Annotated in this window: 16 protein-coding genes; 9 read left to right on the top strand and 7 right to left on the bottom strand. The window is 66.2% G+C overall.

The genetic code is table 11. The annotated features are described in order from the left end of the window. Window positions 1–135: 135 nt before the first annotated feature. On the top strand, window positions 136–840 hold the full coding sequence (locus tag GY937_29260) for a response regulator transcription factor (GenBank protein MCP5060803.1): 705 nt from the start codon (window positions 136–138) through the stop codon (window positions 838–840). Beyond that, a complete protein-coding gene (locus GY937_29255; GenBank protein MCP5060802.1) occupies window positions 840–2,954 on the top strand; it encodes a HAMP domain-containing histidine kinase in 2,115 nt (704 codons plus the stop codon). The genes GY937_29260 and GY937_29255 overlap by 1 nt, the downstream gene beginning before the upstream one ends. On the opposite strand, the gene GY937_29250 is transcribed toward GY937_29255, so the two are convergent. Genes GY937_29250 through GY937_29235 form a run of 4 tightly spaced genes read right to left on the bottom strand, consistent with a single transcriptional unit; the run spans window position 2,836 to window position 6,478 of the window. Then, entirely contained in the window at window positions 2,836–3,471 is a 636-nt protein-coding gene (locus GY937_29250) for a hypothetical protein (GenBank protein MCP5060801.1), read from the bottom strand. The genes GY937_29255 and GY937_29250 overlap by 119 nt on opposite strands. Beyond that, window positions 3,468–4,829, bottom strand: a complete 1,362-nt coding sequence (locus GY937_29245) for a lactate utilization protein (protein MCP5060800.1) — start codon at window positions 4,827–4,829, stop codon at window positions 3,468–3,470. Before GY937_29245 ends, GY937_29250 begins: the two co-directional genes overlap by 4 nt. Next, complete coding sequence (locus tag GY937_29240) at window positions 4,826–5,581, bottom strand: (Fe-S)-binding protein (GenBank protein MCP5060799.1); 756 nt, start codon at window positions 5,579–5,581, stop codon at window positions 4,826–4,828. Before GY937_29240 ends, GY937_29245 begins: the two co-directional genes overlap by 4 nt. 9 nt (window positions 5,582–5,590) lie before the next feature. Then, window positions 5,591–6,478 (bottom strand): Hsp33 family molecular chaperone HslO, encoded by an 888-nt coding sequence (locus GY937_29235; protein MCP5060798.1) that lies wholly within the window; start codon window positions 6,476–6,478, stop codon window positions 5,591–5,593. 27 nt (window positions 6,479–6,505) lie between these two features. Between GY937_29235 and GY937_29230 the strand changes: the two genes are divergently transcribed. Next, window positions 6,506–6,703, top strand: coding sequence for a hypothetical protein (locus GY937_29230; GenBank protein ID MCP5060797.1), 198 nt, complete (start codon window positions 6,506–6,508; stop codon window positions 6,701–6,703). A gap of 32 nt (window positions 6,704–6,735) precedes the next feature. Beyond that, complete coding sequence (locus tag GY937_29225; GenBank protein MCP5060796.1) at window positions 6,736–7,002, top strand: hypothetical protein; 267 nt, start codon at window positions 6,736–6,738, stop codon at window positions 7,000–7,002. A 12-nt stretch (window positions 7,003–7,014) separates the two neighbouring features. Here GY937_29225 and rmuC read toward each other — a convergent pair whose 3' ends face one another. Continuing rightward, entirely contained in the window at window positions 7,015–8,223 is a 1,209-nt protein-coding gene (gene rmuC / locus GY937_29220; protein MCP5060795.1) for a DNA recombination protein RmuC, read from the bottom strand. A 236-nt stretch (window positions 8,224–8,459) separates the two neighbouring features. On the opposite strand from rmuC, the gene GY937_29215 reads away from it, so the two are divergent. From GY937_29215 to GY937_29205, 3 genes are all read left to right on the top strand, one after another. Further along, window positions 8,460–9,191, top strand: coding sequence for a hypothetical protein (locus tag GY937_29215; protein ID MCP5060794.1), 732 nt, complete (start codon window positions 8,460–8,462; stop codon window positions 9,189–9,191). 290 nt (window positions 9,192–9,481) lie between these two features. Further along, complete coding sequence (locus GY937_29210; GenBank protein MCP5060793.1) at window positions 9,482–9,619, top strand: hypothetical protein; 138 nt, start codon at window positions 9,482–9,484, stop codon at window positions 9,617–9,619. Window positions 9,620–9,632: 13 nt separating this feature from the next. Next, the gene (locus GY937_29205; protein MCP5060792.1) at window positions 9,633–10,844 is read left to right on the top strand and encodes an MFS transporter; all 1,212 of its coding nucleotides are present in this window, start codon (window positions 9,633–9,635) and stop codon (window positions 10,842–10,844) included. On the opposite strand, the gene GY937_29200 is transcribed toward GY937_29205, so the two are convergent. Together GY937_29200 and GY937_29195 are read right to left on the bottom strand one after the other, a co-directional pair. Next, window positions 10,841–11,095, bottom strand: coding sequence for a PspC domain-containing protein (locus GY937_29200; protein ID MCP5060791.1), 255 nt, complete (start codon window positions 11,093–11,095; stop codon window positions 10,841–10,843). The genes GY937_29205 and GY937_29200 overlap by 4 nt on opposite strands. Window positions 11,096–11,180: 85 nt before the next feature. Continuing rightward, window positions 11,181–12,368: a TraB/GumN family protein gene (locus tag GY937_29195; protein MCP5060790.1), complete on the bottom strand. Its 1,188-nt coding sequence runs from the start codon at window positions 12,366–12,368 to the stop codon at window positions 11,181–11,183. 82 nt (window positions 12,369–12,450) lie between these two features. Between GY937_29195 and dapF the strand changes: the two genes are divergently transcribed. Together dapF and GY937_29185 are read left to right on the top strand one after the other, a co-directional pair. Next, entirely contained in the window at window positions 12,451–13,278 is an 828-nt protein-coding gene (gene dapF / locus GY937_29190) for a diaminopimelate epimerase (protein MCP5060789.1), read from the top strand. 19 nt (window positions 13,279–13,297) lie between these two features. Next, window positions 13,298–13,723, top strand: coding sequence for a hypothetical protein (locus tag GY937_29185; GenBank protein MCP5060788.1), 426 nt, complete (start codon window positions 13,298–13,300; stop codon window positions 13,721–13,723). Window positions 13,724–13,817: the final 94 nt, after the last annotated feature.

Raw genomic sequence — 13,817 nt, 5'->3', positions numbered from 1 at the left:
GAAGGGGCCCTCACCAGATGTACCTGGCGTCGTGCCGAAGTGCTGAAAAAGCCGGGTAAACCAGGCACTTCGGCGTTTACGTTGGATTTACCTTCGCTGGTCGATCGCTCTCTACACTCTCCGCAAGGACCCTCCATGAAGACGACCGAACAAGAGACGAAGGCGCGCATCCTGGTGATCGAGGACGAGCCCGCCATCCAGAGCGGCCTCTGCGACGTGCTGGCCTTCCATGGCCATGCGCCGACCGGGGCAGACACGGGCGAGGATGGCTTGCGAGAGGGCATGGTCGGCCAATACGACCTGGTCCTTCTCGATATCATGCTTCCGGGCAAGAGCGGCTTCGATGTCTGCGAGGAGTTGCGCGCGGAGCTTCCGCGCTTGCCCATCCTGATGCTGACGGCTCGTGGTTCGGAAGAGGACGTGGTTCGCGGTTTCCGATGCGGAAGCGATGACTACGTGACGAAACCCTTTTCGATCGCCGAGCTGATGGCCCGGGTCGACGCGCTCCTGCGCCGTGCCTCGAACAGGGTCGCGGTGCGAGCTGCACCGTTTTCACTCGGTGGCGTCCAGGTGGATCCAGAACGTCGCGTCGCCATGGTTGGAGAAGGCGAGATCGAGCTTTCCAAACGCGAGATCGAGCTGATGGCCCTGCTGGCCCAGGAGCGAGGGCGGATCGTCAGCAGGCGTACGCTTCTTCAGGAAGTCTGGGGTTTCGATCGCCCGGAGAGGTTGGAGACACGAACCGTCGATATGCACATCGCCAACCTCAGAAAGAAGCTCGGCGAGGCGCGAGACGTGATCGAGACCGTCCGCGGTGAAGGCTATCGGGTCGCGGGCTGATGCTGGCGCGTCTCCGTCTGGTGTTCGTTCTATTGGCCTTGGGCCTTGCGGTTCCCGGTTTTCTTCTCGTGCGCCGTGCCCTCGACGGTGTCGCTGTCGAGCAGGCCGGGAGACATCGCGCCGTGGCAGAGCGCGTCTTCGACGAGATGGAACGCACTCTCTCGGTCTTCCTCCAGGTAGAGGAGGAGCGACCTGTCGGCCACTACCGCTATGTGTGGACTCCGGTCGGAAGCCAGCCGGGAGTGTTGTTGCGTTCACCGCTAGCGGCACCGTCACCCGAGGCTTTCGTGATCGGGCACTTCGAAGTGGATGCCCAGGGCGTCGTGCATACGCCTCTTCGCCCGGGCCCGGGAGACGCCCGCGGAAGTGAGCCTCTCCCTTCGCCCGCTGCGGAAGCCGCCGCCGAGCGAGTGCTCGGCCTGGCTCGTCGCGCCTGGCCGAACGCTGCGCCACCGGAGCGCGCGGAGGAAAAGCAGGCGCCCGGGACGACCGTCGCGGTAGGCCTTGCGGCGAAGAAGGATCGCGAACTGCGCAAGGAGGTCGATGAGGACAGCTCGCTAGGGGGTGCCTATGACGCTTTGCAATCGCTGAATCGAGGCGCAGCCTTGCGTCAGAAGCGCAGTCAGAAGGTGGTCGAGGTGGCCGAGGCGGCGCCGGCTAGCGAGGAAGTCGTGGTTCCCATGGGAGGTCGAAGTACGGGTGCTTTTGCAGCCGCTCCGTCTGCCCCGCAGGTTCAGGATGCAATGCCATCCACGTTGGGCATCACGGTTGGAGATACCGGTGCCTTCGCAGACGGGTATGTGGAGGAGGATACTCCGACCCTTGCGGAACCTTCGGAAACGGAGACACAACGCTTCGAACCCAGCTTACCAAGGCCCGTCGCACGACAGGTCGCCAAGGCCAGCTCGGCACCCGGCGCTCTCATCGTCGATCCGATCCAGGGTTTCCGCCTCGACGAGACGCATCTCGTCCTTCACCGCACGATCTGGCGCGGTACCCAGGCGATGCGCCAGGGCCTGATCCTCGATACAGGAGCCCTCGAGACGGTACTGCTCAGCACGGCTCTCGCGGGGTTGCCGAGCGTGGAGGCGCGTCTGGTCTTCCCTGGCGTGGAAACGGCGCCGTCTTCCGAAGGGGCGTTCAGCTATCGGCACCGTTTCGCAGAGCCCTTCGATGCGCTCGCCGTCGATCTGAGCCTGCCGTTGTTGGCTGGGGGCTCTGGCGCCCGGACGATCTACGGGCTCAGCCTCGCATTGGTTCTTGCGGGTTCGCTTGGGTTGGTCGCCGTCTACCGGATGGTGGCGGTTGCGATCGGCTTCGCGGAACGCCGCAGCAACTTCGTGGCTGCGGTTTCCCACGAGCTGAAAACGCCGCTTACGGCGATCCGCATGTACGGCGAAATGCTGCGTGATGGCATGGTGCCGACCGAAGAAAAGCGCCACGAGTACTACGGTACGATCACCGCCGAGTCCGAGCGCCTGTCTCGCCTGATCGACAACGTACTCGAGTTCTCGAGGCTTCAGCGCGGTAGTCGCGAGATGAGTTGGGTTGTCGGCGATCTCGGCCCCGTCGTTCGGGAGGCCAGCGAAGTTCTCCGGCCTCATGCCGAAGCGCAGGGTTTCGATCTGGATGTCGAGATCGCCCCCGAGCTACCTGGCGTGCGATTCGACCGGGATGCCGTGCTGCAGATCCTGTTCAACCTGGTCGACAATGCACTGAAATACGCCAAGGATGCTCGGCAGAAGAAGGTGAGCATCCTTCTCGAGCGCGACGAGGGCGGCGTGCTGTTGACCGTCCGAGATCGTGGCCCTGGCGTGCCGCCGGCAAGTCAGAAACGCATCTTCGAGCCATTCCACCGGGAGGAGAACGAACTCACCCGCCGCGCCCAGGGCACGGGCATCGGCCTCTCCCTCGTCAAAGGCCTGGCGGAGCAGATGGGTGCCGCCCTACGCACCAGCAACGCCGAAGGCGGCGGCTTCAGCGTAGGCCTGGCCTTCACCACCTCGACCAACGCAACCAGCGGGCTTCGTAGGCGATCACATCCAGCGAGAGCGGGCCGTGGGCGCCGTAGACCAGGGTCTGCTCGATGTCTGCCGTCTTGGACGGGCCACTGATCCAGGTCAGGTGGTGGTCGTCGTAGGCGTCCGCGGGCAGAGCTGCGGTCGCCCGGTGCTGGTCGGGGAAGATGCAGGCTACCGGAAGGAGCAAGATCAAGTAGCGGCATAGGAAAGGCAGGGCCCGGTGTTGCGCGTGCTTGCCCTCCACCGCGACGGCGGCGTTCTCGGCGACGCCCACCGTTCCTTCCACAATGGCAACGGCCACATCCTCGAAGGCGCCGGGAGGTGTGTTGGGTGGTGCGACGATCCACGGACCAGGTCCAAGGCGCTCGCTCGCGCCTTCCGTCGCGAGGATGCGTCCACCCTGGGCTCGGAGGCCAGCCACCCGCATCGCTTCCTCTCCGAGCGCCCAGGTTGCGACCGGCCCATGGGCCTCCCCGCCAACCGCCCGCAGGCGCGAGGCAAAAGGTCCGAAGCCACCGGGTAGCTCCGGCGGGGGATGCGCGCCCGGATGGCTCGCGGTGTGGGTCGTGGCGGCACGAACGCGGCCCAGGATGGCTTCGCGGTCGCTCATCCTTTCTCCCGTTCCCGGCGCCAACGCGTCGCGAAACTCGGCCCCGGATGGCGCGGAAGCTCCCGGGTGCGCAGCCAGCCATGGGCCGGGTTGCCGGGGAAGCGCCGACGCAGGATGGGCCAGATGCTCCGAGCGATCCCGCTGGCGAAACGGAACCAACCGGGACGCGCCATGACCCACGCCGCCAGACGGGAGGCGCTGGATGCCGGGGTCCAGCGTCGAATCCTCTCTGTTCGCCAAGTGAGCAGCTGATCATGGAGGTCGATGCGAACGGGACAAACCGCCGTACAGCTTCCGCATAACGAGGATGCGTGGACCAGTGCTGCGCCCTCGGCCCGCATGGCTGGCGCGAGGACAGAGCCGATGGGGCCGGGAATCGGGCCCGGGTAGGCATGACCGCCGGATCGCCGATAGACGGGGCAGGTGTTGAGGCACGCACCGCAGCGAATGCAGGCGAGGGCGCTTCGGTGGTTCTCCTGGGCGAGAAGCCCGGTCCTTCCGTTGTCCACGAGCACGATGTGCAACTCCGCCCCGGGGCGAGGGCCGGTGACCACGCTCGTGTAGGCTGAAATCGGCTGGCCCGTCGCGCTTCGGGCGAGCAGACGCAGGAAGACCGGAAGATCCTCCATGCGCGGGACCAGCTTTTCGATTCCGACACAAGCCACATGCAGACGCGGCAGGCTCATGCCGAGATCGGCGTTGCCCTCATTGGTGACCACCACGATCGATCCGCTTTCAGCCACCGCAAAGTTCACACCGGTGATCGTCGCCTGGGCCGCAAGGAAGCGCGCGCGAAGATCCCGCCGAGCTGCGCCGGTGAGCCGCTCCGGCGAGGTCTCGCCGCGTGGCGTTCCCATATGCCGATGAAAGAGTTCACCGATTTCTTCACGCGATCGGTGGATGGCGGGCACGATGAGATGCGAAGGCGGCTCGCGGTAGAGCTGGACGATTCGCTCGCCCAGATCGGTGTCCACGACCTGGATCCCCCGCGCTTCGAGGTAGGGGTTGAGCCCGCATTCTTCGGTGAGCATGGATTTGCTCTTGACGACTCGTTGCGCGCCGCGCTCTTCGAGCAAGCCACCCACGATGCGCTGCAGAGAAGTCGCATCCTCGGCCCAGTGAACCACTGCGCCAGCTCGGGTCGCTTGTGTCTCGAATTCCTCGAGGTAGGCATCGAGGTGGTCGAGGCTGTGGGCCTTGATCGCCGCTGCGCGCTCGCGCAAGGCTTCCCAGTCGGGGACTTCCGCCGCGGCTGCATCCCGTCGCGTGCGCAGGTCGAAGGCCGCGGCATCATGACGCGTGAGCCGCCCCGGGTCTCCGAGTCCGCCCCGCGCGCCGAGTTCGAGGGGATTCGTCACGCGTCGTCACCCGCGGCGAGAATCTCGGCAAGATGGATCGGCTGGGGTCCGTAGCCCTCCCGGCGTCGCAATCCGTCCAGGTGCAAGAGGCAGCTGACGTCGGTGCTCGTCACGTATTCTGCGCCCGCATCGGCCCATTCACGCAGCCGGGCGCGGCCCATGCGTGCTGAGACTTCTGGGAATTTCACGGCAAACATCCCTCCGAAACCACAGCATTCGTCGCGGTCCGAGGGTACGCGGACGAGCCCGGCGACCGCATCGAGGAGGATGTCGATCGGTGCCGGCTCGGACGCCCCCGGCAGCTCACTCGGCGAGCCAAGGCCGAGCTCCCGCAGGCCATGGCAGCTCGGCAGCACCGCGACCCGGTGCTCGAAGCGGGCGCCGAGCGAGGTCGTGCCCAGTTCGCGCACGAGGAATTCTCCCAGCTCGAAGGTGTTCCGGCGCTGGACTCGATCGGCTTCGTCGAGGCCGATTCCGAGTTCGCCGTAGCGGTTGCGTACCGTGGCAACGCAACTTCCGGAAGGGCAGACGATGGTCTCATGGCCCTCGAACTGGCGCAGGTGCCTCTCCGCGAGGTTTGCCGCGGCGCTCGCTTCGCCCATGTTCAAGAAGGGCTGGCCGCAACATGTCTGCTCCGACTCGTAGCTCACCTCACAGCCGGCGCGTTCCAGAACACGGACGCTGGCCATTCCGACCTCCGGTGCCAGCTGGTCGACATAACAAGGAATGAAGAGCGCGACGGGCCGGATCATCGGTTGGTGCTACGCATCGGGGAAGAGGGCCCGGACCCGGTCCGGATCGATGTGGTAGACCTCGGCGCAGAATTCGCAGCGTACCTCGACCGGACCGCCTGCCACTCGCAGGGCTTCGGCCTCGTCCCGGCCCAGCAGGGCAACGGCCGCGATGACCCGCTCTTCATCGCAATGGCAACGGAACGCGGCCGCCTGACGCATGAGGGCCTGGCCTCCGAGGCCGTCCACGAGAACGTCGACCATGGCCTGGGCACCGCCATGCCCACGGCAAAGACGAGAGGGAGGCGGCAGTGCGGCAACGTTGTCTTCCAATCGGGCCACGGTTTCGTCCGAGGCGCCTGGTAGCGCCTGGGCGAGGAAGCCGCCCGCGCCCACGATTTCTCCCTTGGGCCCGAGTGCAACGCCCAGGCCCACCGCCGAAGGCGTTTGCTCGCTTTCGGTGAGGTACAAGGCCAGGTCTTCGCCAACTTCACCTGACACGATCGGGACGATGCCGGTATAGGGTTGGCGCCAGCCGCGGCGGTGACGCACGACCGAGAGCTCGCCCAGGCCGATGCCCCCCGCGACATCGAGCTCGCCACCGCGCAGCGGAAGATCCGCCAAGGGGCGAGACGCATAGCCGCGCACGCGGGCGTTCTCGTCGGCGACCGCGAGCAGCGTTCCCAGCGGGCCGTTTCCGTTGAAACGCAGCTGGACCGTCTCGTCGTCCTTGCCGCCGGCCCCGAGCAGGATTGCGCCGATCAGCACGCGGCCGAGGGCCTGGGTGGCGAGTGGGCCCAGCTGGTGGGGGCGGGCCGCCTCGGCCACCAGGTCGGTCGCTTCGAGCGTACGGATCGCCACACCGCCGTCACTCGTCAGCGTGCGTAGCAGCTCGCCTCCCTGCCCGTTCGTCGCCATCGCGGCGTAGAGTACCCTACGGATCCAATGACGGACCCCACGCCGGAGATCACAGCCTTCCACCACCGCATGGTCGACGTCGGCGCCGCGACACTGACGGGCCTGCATGCCCTCGAGGTGTCTGGCCGGCATCTGCATCCGCCGGTGTCACTCGAATCGTCCGTGGCCGAGATCTCGCCACCACGACGACCACCCAGGTTCGAATCCAACAGCTGCTCGGCCTGACCGCGCCGACCTACCGCCACCATTTCCTGCTGATGGAAGAGCGCGGCGGCAAGCTCGCCAAGTTCCATGCTGCCGTTGATACGTCAGCGCTCCGTTCCGGAATGAGTGCCCGGGAGATCGTCGGTTTCCTCGCCGCGGCCGCGGGTCTTCGTCCAACAGAAGCTCCCACGACCCCCGCGGAGCTTCTGCCTGCCTTCACCTGGGAATCCGTTTCCACGACCGATCGTTGCGTGGCCTGGACAGCCCCGAAGTTGACGTTGCGCCAGGACGACGCTCGCCCGCCCGACCGCAGGGATTGATCCGTAGTGGGATCACTCGGGCTCCGATTCTCCTTCGTCCGCATCCGGAAGTAGCATCCTCCCCTCCTGCTCGGGAAGCTCCTCCACCTTCCCGAGGCGCTTCTGGATCAACTCGGACCGCTCGGTTGCCTGCCCGATCGTATTCGATGCCTCTGCGAGCTTCTTGTCGACCTTTGCCAACAGCTCTCCGAACTTTCCGTACTGCCCCTTCACGGCGCCCAGCAATTTCCACACATCGGCGCTTCGTTTCTGGATTGCGAGGGTTCGGAAGCCCAGCTGAAGGCTGTTGAGCAGCGCGGCCAACGTGGTGGGGCCCGCAACGTTTACCCGCATGTCGTTCTGCAGGGCCTCGACCAGCCCAGGCCTTCGGAGCACCTCCGCATAAAGACCCTCGGTGGGGAGGAAGAGCAGTGCGAAATCCGTCGTCTTGGGTGGGCTGATGTATTTGTCTCGGATCGAGCGTGCTTCGGCGCGCAGCCGTGCCTCGAGGGCCTTGGCCGCTTCGTCCTCGGCCGTCACATCGCCGCGCTCGTGGGCTTCGATCAAGCGCAGGTAGTCCTCCTGAGGGAACTTGGCATCGATCGGGAGCCACACGGGATCGCCCTCGTCGCCGTCCGGGCCGGGCATACGGACGCCGAAGTCGACGCGCTCCGCGCTCGCCCGCTTCACCTGGACCTGCTTCTCCCATTGCCCGGGTGCCAGCATCTGATCGAGCAGCGATTCCAGCTGCACCTCGCCCCAGGCGCCGCGGGTCTTCACGTTCGTGAGGACTTTCTTGAGATCGCCCACTCCCGTTGCAAGGCCCTGCATCTCACCGAGGCCCTTGTGTACGGCCTCGAGCCGCTCGCTCACCAGCCGGAAGGAATCGCCGAGCCGCTTCTCCAGGGTTCCCTGCAGTTTCTCGTCCACGGTCGCACGGATGGCGTCGAGCTTTTTCTCGTTTTCGGCCTGGATGTACTGGAGGCGGCGATCGATGACGCCCCGCACGATTTCGAGTCGCTTCTCGACGGTCTCGCTGACGACACGAATCGCCCCGCCGACTTCCTCGCGCAAGTGCCGCGTGCCCTGGCTGAACTCCTCGCGGTTGCGCGCCAGTTCGTCGCGGAGCACGCGCTCCGTGCGCTCCTGGGCGGTGTTCACCTGATCGAAGCGCGAGGCGAGGGCCTCGGTCGGGTCCCTGCGCAGGCGCCCGAGCATCACCGCCAACATCCCGGCGCACATCACGAGCAGCGCCACCACGACGACGAGCCCGATTTCTTCCACGCCCCCGCTGGCCAGGCCGCGCCAGAAGGCCTCGAATGACGCTTCGAGTGGGCTGGTCGCAAGCTCTCCAGGATCCACGAGTCACCTCCCCCGTCTCAGGGTACCCGCCGGAGTCTGCCTGGCCGCTGTGTCGCTTCCGGTCACGAGGGCCCTGGGGGCGTCAAGGCGCGAGTGCCGCAGGTCGATGGAGGGATATGGCTACCCTCATCGTCCTGGCAATGGCAGCCTTCGTGCTCGTTTGCCTGGCGGTGGGCTTCCGGCTGCTCGCCCTGGCCCGAAAAACGCGGGCGCTGCCAGAGGCGGCCATGGGGATCGGCTTCCTCCTGATCGGGGGCATGGGCTACGGCCTGGTGGCCGCCGCCGGCTGGGCCGCCAAGGTCGGCTCACCCGGATTGCCGTGGTTCTGGGGTGGTTCGCTCCTGGCGGTGAGTTCAGGCTGCGTCTGCGTCGCATTCTTCACCGGGCAGGTGTTCAGGCCCGACGGCCGGGGCAGAGCCCTCTTCATCGGACTCGTGCTGGCCACCTTCGGCGGATGGCTCGGTCACGGGCTTTCACCCGGCTTTGACCGCATCGGCCTCTGGGGCCCTTGGGCATGGCTCGGCTTCGCGGGCCGCGTGGGTTGCCTTGGCTGGGCAGCCGTCGAGTCCTTGCGGTATTCGACCCAGGTCCGGAGGCAGTTGCGGATCGGCCTGGGAGACCGCGAGGTTGGCGAGCGCTGCATGTGGTGGGGCGTCGGCGCGGGCGCCGCGTGCGGGGTGTTCCTCCGCAACGGTCTCGCCCAGTTCCTCGGACACGTCGATTTCACGGCACCGAGCGCCGCCATTCCTACGGTGATGCTCGGGTTGATCGCTTCCGGAGCGATCTGGAGGGCCTTCTTCGTGCATGCCGAGGCGAAGCCCGAAGTCGCCTCCCCGCCCGCGACCTGAAACGAAGCGAGTCGTCGAGAATCCCGTTCCAGACGTCTTTACCGGCGGCAATCTCCGTTCCGTCCGTCGCGAAGCAACGATCGACGGCCCGATCCGGCCGGTTTCGTGCAACCCCGCGCCTCGGGTGCTCTCGAGTGTTCGCCATCCATTCAGCGATCACTTCGAACGCTTCCGGCGTCTGGTCGAATCCCTTGGCACCTGCGCCGGGTCAATTGGAAAGCTCCGCACGCCGCATTGGGCAGGATGTCGCTCCCCGGGATACCCTTCCTGCGTCCTCTAGAGCGAGATCCATGCAGTACCAGCACATCACCATCGCCATGTGGGACAACCGTTGCACGCGGTACTCGGTCGTGACGGATGTTGGCGACGAGCACCGCCTGATGCATCGGGTCACGTTGCTCGGCGATGTGCCCTATTTCGAGGGCTGACCTGGAAGAACGCGTGACGAAGCGTCCCTGGCTCCCCTACCTGTGGACCGGCCAGCTGCTTTCCGGAGTCGGCGACCAGCTCCACCAGGTGGCGGTGGTATGGATCGCGACCCAGGAGGTCGGTGGTTATGCGGCCTGGGTGGTTTCCGTAGGGGCCATCTTTCGGGTCGGGTTTGGCTTGTTGGCCGGAGTGCTGGCCGATCGTTGGAACCGGCGGCGCACGATGATCGCCAGTGATCTGGTGCGGGCCGGCGCTGTGGCGACGCTCCCGCTGGCCGCGTGGCTTGGCGATATTTCACTCTGGCACCTTGCAGCGGTCTCGGCCGTTCTCGGTGCCCTCGATTCGCTCTTCCAGCCTGCGCTTCAAGCGAGCCTGCCCGCCCTCGCGCCGGAAGCCGAGCGCCTCCAGCGGGCCAACGCGCTGCTGAACGTGACGAGCCGTCTGTCCTTGATCATCGGGCCGGGCATCACGGGTCTTCTCCTCGGCCTGATTCCGATCAGTCAGTTCTTCAGCCTGAACGCCGCGACCTTCGTTGCATCCGCGCTGGCTGTCGCGGCGATCGGTCGGCAGATCGCGGCACGAAACGGCCCGCCGGTTTCGAGCGAGGCGGGTCGTGGCCTGCGCGGCGTGCTCGAGGAACTCCGGGGTGCGGTGCGGCTGACCGTGGCCCACGACGGGCTTCGCTGGGGGCTCGCGGCGCTGGTCCTCTCGAACGTGACTTGGACCGCGGCCATCGTCGGGCTGGCCTTGCTGGTCGATGTGGGCTTCGAGCGTGATGCGGGTTCGTACGGTGTGCTGTTCGCGGCGTATGGCGTGTCGAACGTGATCTCGAATCTGGTGCTCGCCTGGCGGCCGATCGCGCGGCACGTCTGGGTGATGAGTGTGGGCGGCCTGATCTTCAACGCCGGCTTCATCGCCGTCGCGTGCGCACCCAGCTTCGAATGGGCGGCCCTGCTGATGTTGCTTCCCGCCATCGGGGGCCCGATGACCGACGTGCCGATCCTGATGATGGTGCAGCGTGATTTCCCGTCGGATCAGATCGGCAAGGTCTTCAGCTTGCGCACCACGCTCTCGAGTGCGGGCCTTGCTGTCGGCTACGCGGTGGTCGGGCCGCTATTCGAATTCTTCGATGTGCGCACGGCGCTGATCATCGCCTGCTTGCCAGCTTCACTTGCCTACTTGGCGGCGCTGTGGCGCTTCCGCGGCCAGCCGCGCGAGGCCTAGAGCGGCACTTCGCTGCGCCCGCGGCGTTGGCCCAGCGTTTCCCAGCTCTCGTCTTCCCGCTCGGGCATCAGTACCCACATGACCACGTAGACGATGATGCCGGGGAACGCAGCCGAGCCCACGGAGACGAGAAAGAAGAGCACCCGTACCAGGGTTGCATTCCAGCCGAGCCACTCCGCCAGGCCGCCACAAACGCCCGCTACCAGGCGCTGTTCACGGGAGCGCTGCAGTCCGGGCTTCTTGATCGGCATGTCCTCATTCCTCCAGGGTCTTGGTCACGCGGTCCCGTACTACGCGCAACCTGCCCGGAAGGTTCAGAAAGAACGCCCTGCTCCCCTAGGGGAAGAGGTTGGAGAGGATCTGGGCGCCACCGACCCAGGTGCCGATCATGCTGCCGAGGGTGGTCAGGATGAAGACGAGGAAGATTCGGAGCAGGCGGTTGCGCCACCAACCACTCGGACTGGCCAGATCGTCCCAAAGGGTCGGGAACTCCCTGACGAGGGGCGGTTTGAAGTAGGTCTGCACGAAGGCGGTGACGTAGCCGGCGCCGATCACCGGCGTCAGGCTCGTCACCGGTGCGGCGCAGAAGGCCGATACGATGGTGGCCGGGTGGCCCAGGGAAATCACCGCACCAAGGGCCGCCGGGATACCGTTGGCCAGTACCCAGAAGAGGAGGTTCTCGCCCGCCGCTGCTGCTCCCTGCCGGTAGCCGATGAACAGGATGGAACCGAGGATCACCGCGGGGATCCCCCAGCCGATCCATTTCCAGATGCCGGAGCTCTCGGGCATGTCTTCGAGGACCCCGAGGTCCGGCCGATCGTCCGCGCGCAAGGCTTCGAGCATCCCCTGCACGTGTCCGGCGCCGACCACCGCAACGAGCTTGTCGCCTTCGGTCTGGCGGATGCGTTCGGCCAGGTAGGTATCGCGCTCGTCGATCAATACGCTCTTCAGGCCCGGGAACGCATCGCCCAGTTCGGCCATCATGCGCGAGAGTACGTCCTCCTTTCGCAACTCCCGCAGGTCGTCTTCATCGAGGTCCTGCTTCTCGAACATCCCGCCGAGCAGCGAGGAGAGCAGCATCGCTTTATGCCACCAGCTGAGCGCCTGCCAGGCCCGGCGCAGGGTGATGCGCACATCCCGGTCGACCAACGAGATCGGAATGTCATTCGCCTGCGCGACCTTTGCTGCTTCCATCAGCTCGCTGCCCGGCTTGACGCCGAGCTTCAAGCCGAGCGTGCGTTGATACGCCGAGAGCAGCAGATTCATCATCAGCGTGGCCAGCTGCTTGTCGTGGATGACCTGCCGCAAATCGAGGGATTCGAAACGCTGGGGCTTCGAAAGGGCTTCGAAGCGGCGTTCGTCGAGCTCGATGCAGACCTGATCCGGCTGCTCCCGCTCGATCGTCTCGCGAACCTGCTCGACGGATTCCTGGGAGATGTGTGCCGTGCCGACGACGATGACCTGGCGCCCATCACTCTGGACGACGTGGACATCCTGGGGTGAGTTGGTCTCGGGCGTGTCGATGGGGCTCTCCGGCGGCAAAGTCGGGGGAGCTTACCAGACGCGTCGGCCGGCTCCGGCCGCGGCCGGGCGATAGACTCCTCCCGTGTCGATCGCCTTTGCGAAGCTCCACGGCGCCGGAAACGCCTACCTGGCCGTGGACGGGCGGCACCAGCCTGCCTCTTTCGACGGGTCGGGCCTGGCCCGCGCCATGGCCTCCCATCACACTGGCGTGGGTTCCGACGGGCTCGTGCTGGTGCAGGCCGCCCGCGGCCCCGAGGCCGCTGTCCGCATGCGCATCTTCAACTCCGATGGCAGCGAAGCGGAGATGAGCGGCAATGGCGTCCGCCTCTTCGCGAAGTTCGTCCTCGACCGCGGCCTTGCGGAGCCCGGCGGGGATGGGGGCCTGCGGATCGAAACCCAGGCAGGATTGCGCATCGTGTGGCCTCGTTTCGATGAGGATGGCGCGATGTGTGCCGGCCGGGTGGCGATGGGGATTCCTGAAATCGATGGCCAGGAGACCCTCGAGCTACCGGGCGGTCCGCTGAAGGTCACGATCCTCTCCCTCGGCAACCCCCACGCCGTGCATCTTACCGAGCGTCCAGTCGCCGGGTTTCCTCTCACTGCCCTCGGCCCCGAGATTCAGCGCCACCCGCGGTTCCCGAACCAGGTGAACTTCGAGGTCGTGAATGTCCTCGCGCCAGAGCGTCTTCGCGCTCGCGTGTTCGAACGGGGTGAGGGCGAGACGCCATCTTCCGGGACGGGCAGTACGGCTTGTGCCGTTGCCGCGCGCGTGGCGGGCCGAAGCGGGCCCGAGGTCGAGATCTCGCTGCCGGGTGGCGTGCTGAACGTGGCCTGGGGAGGCGAGGGCGAAGAGGCCTGGCTCGACGGCCCGACGGTGGAGATCTTCAGGGGAATCTGGCCCGGTCGCTGACGCCCTACACTCCCGAGTCATGAACCCGCGTGTGCTCTGGGGGGATGCTGGGCGTGTCTGCGCTGCGGCGCTCGGGGTGTTCTTCGCGGCGGGTTGCGTGGGACCGGTACCTGACGACCCCGTGGACCACTGGGTCGTGCTCCAGCTGGATCAGAACCACCTTGGGTTCGACTCAGCGCGCGGTGTGCCCCGCGCAGTAGGAATACCCGTCGTCGGTTCCCTCGGCATTGATCTTTCCGAGCTGCATCTCCAGCACGTTCGGGTCTTGCATCTCCAAATGGATCGAGGTCCGGATTGGTGGATCCGAACCGTGCCGGGCATCGATCGATACGTTGTGGGCGTTGGCGGTATGGGTGCGGAGCAAGGCTTCGTTCCGGGCTTCGAACCCTACCAAAGGGCCACGATGTTGGCGATCACGAGAAACCGTAGAAATCTGATCATCTAGCCGTGGTCGCGCGCGAGTGCTGGTTTCTCGTCAGAACGGCGAATCGGTGTCGGTCGGATCGGTGTCGAGTTCGCGATCGAGAGCCGCGAGGTAG

Source organism: bacterium (genome assembly GCA_024228115.1).
Lineage (GTDB): Bacteria > Myxococcota_A > UBA9160 > UBA9160 > UBA6930.
This window is presented reverse-complemented; position numbering and strand designations above follow the sequence as displayed.

Excerpts from the sequence above, each read along its gene's own strand:
- GY937_29235 (MCP5060798.1), bottom strand. The coding sequence starts at position 6,478 with ATGGCGACGAACGGGCAGGGAGGCGAGCTGCTACGCACGCTGACGAGT.
- GY937_29260 (MCP5060803.1), top strand. The coding sequence starts at position 136 with ATGAAGACGACCGAACAAGAGACGAAGGCGCGCATCCTGGTGATCGAG.
- GY937_29215 (MCP5060794.1), top strand. The coding sequence starts at position 8,460 with ATGGCTACCCTCATCGTCCTGGCAATGGCAGCCTTCGTGCTCGTTTGC.
- GY937_29230 (MCP5060797.1), top strand. The coding sequence starts at position 6,506 with ATGACGGACCCCACGCCGGAGATCACAGCCTTCCACCACCGCATGGTC.
- GY937_29210 (MCP5060793.1), top strand. The coding sequence starts at position 9,482 with ATGCAGTACCAGCACATCACCATCGCCATGTGGGACAACCGTTGCACG.
- rmuC (MCP5060795.1), bottom strand. The coding sequence starts at position 8,223 with ATGTGCGCCGGGATGTTGGCGGTGATGCTCGGGCGCCTGCGCAGGGAC.
- GY937_29250 (MCP5060801.1), bottom strand. The coding sequence starts at position 3,471 with ATGAGCGACCGCGAAGCCATCCTGGGCCGCGTTCGTGCCGCCACGACC.
- GY937_29255 (MCP5060802.1), top strand. The coding sequence starts at position 840 with ATGCTGGCGCGTCTCCGTCTGGTGTTCGTTCTATTGGCCTTGGGCCTT.
- GY937_29185 (MCP5060788.1), top strand. The coding sequence starts at position 13,298 with ATGAACCCGCGTGTGCTCTGGGGGGATGCTGGGCGTGTCTGCGCTGCG.
- GY937_29240 (MCP5060799.1), bottom strand. The coding sequence starts at position 5,581 with ATGATCCGGCCCGTCGCGCTCTTCATTCCTTGTTATGTCGACCAGCTG.
- GY937_29200 (MCP5060791.1), bottom strand. The coding sequence starts at position 11,095 with ATGCCGATCAAGAAGCCCGGACTGCAGCGCTCCCGTGAACAGCGCCTG.
- GY937_29225 (MCP5060796.1), top strand. The coding sequence starts at position 6,736 with ATGGAAGAGCGCGGCGGCAAGCTCGCCAAGTTCCATGCTGCCGTTGAT.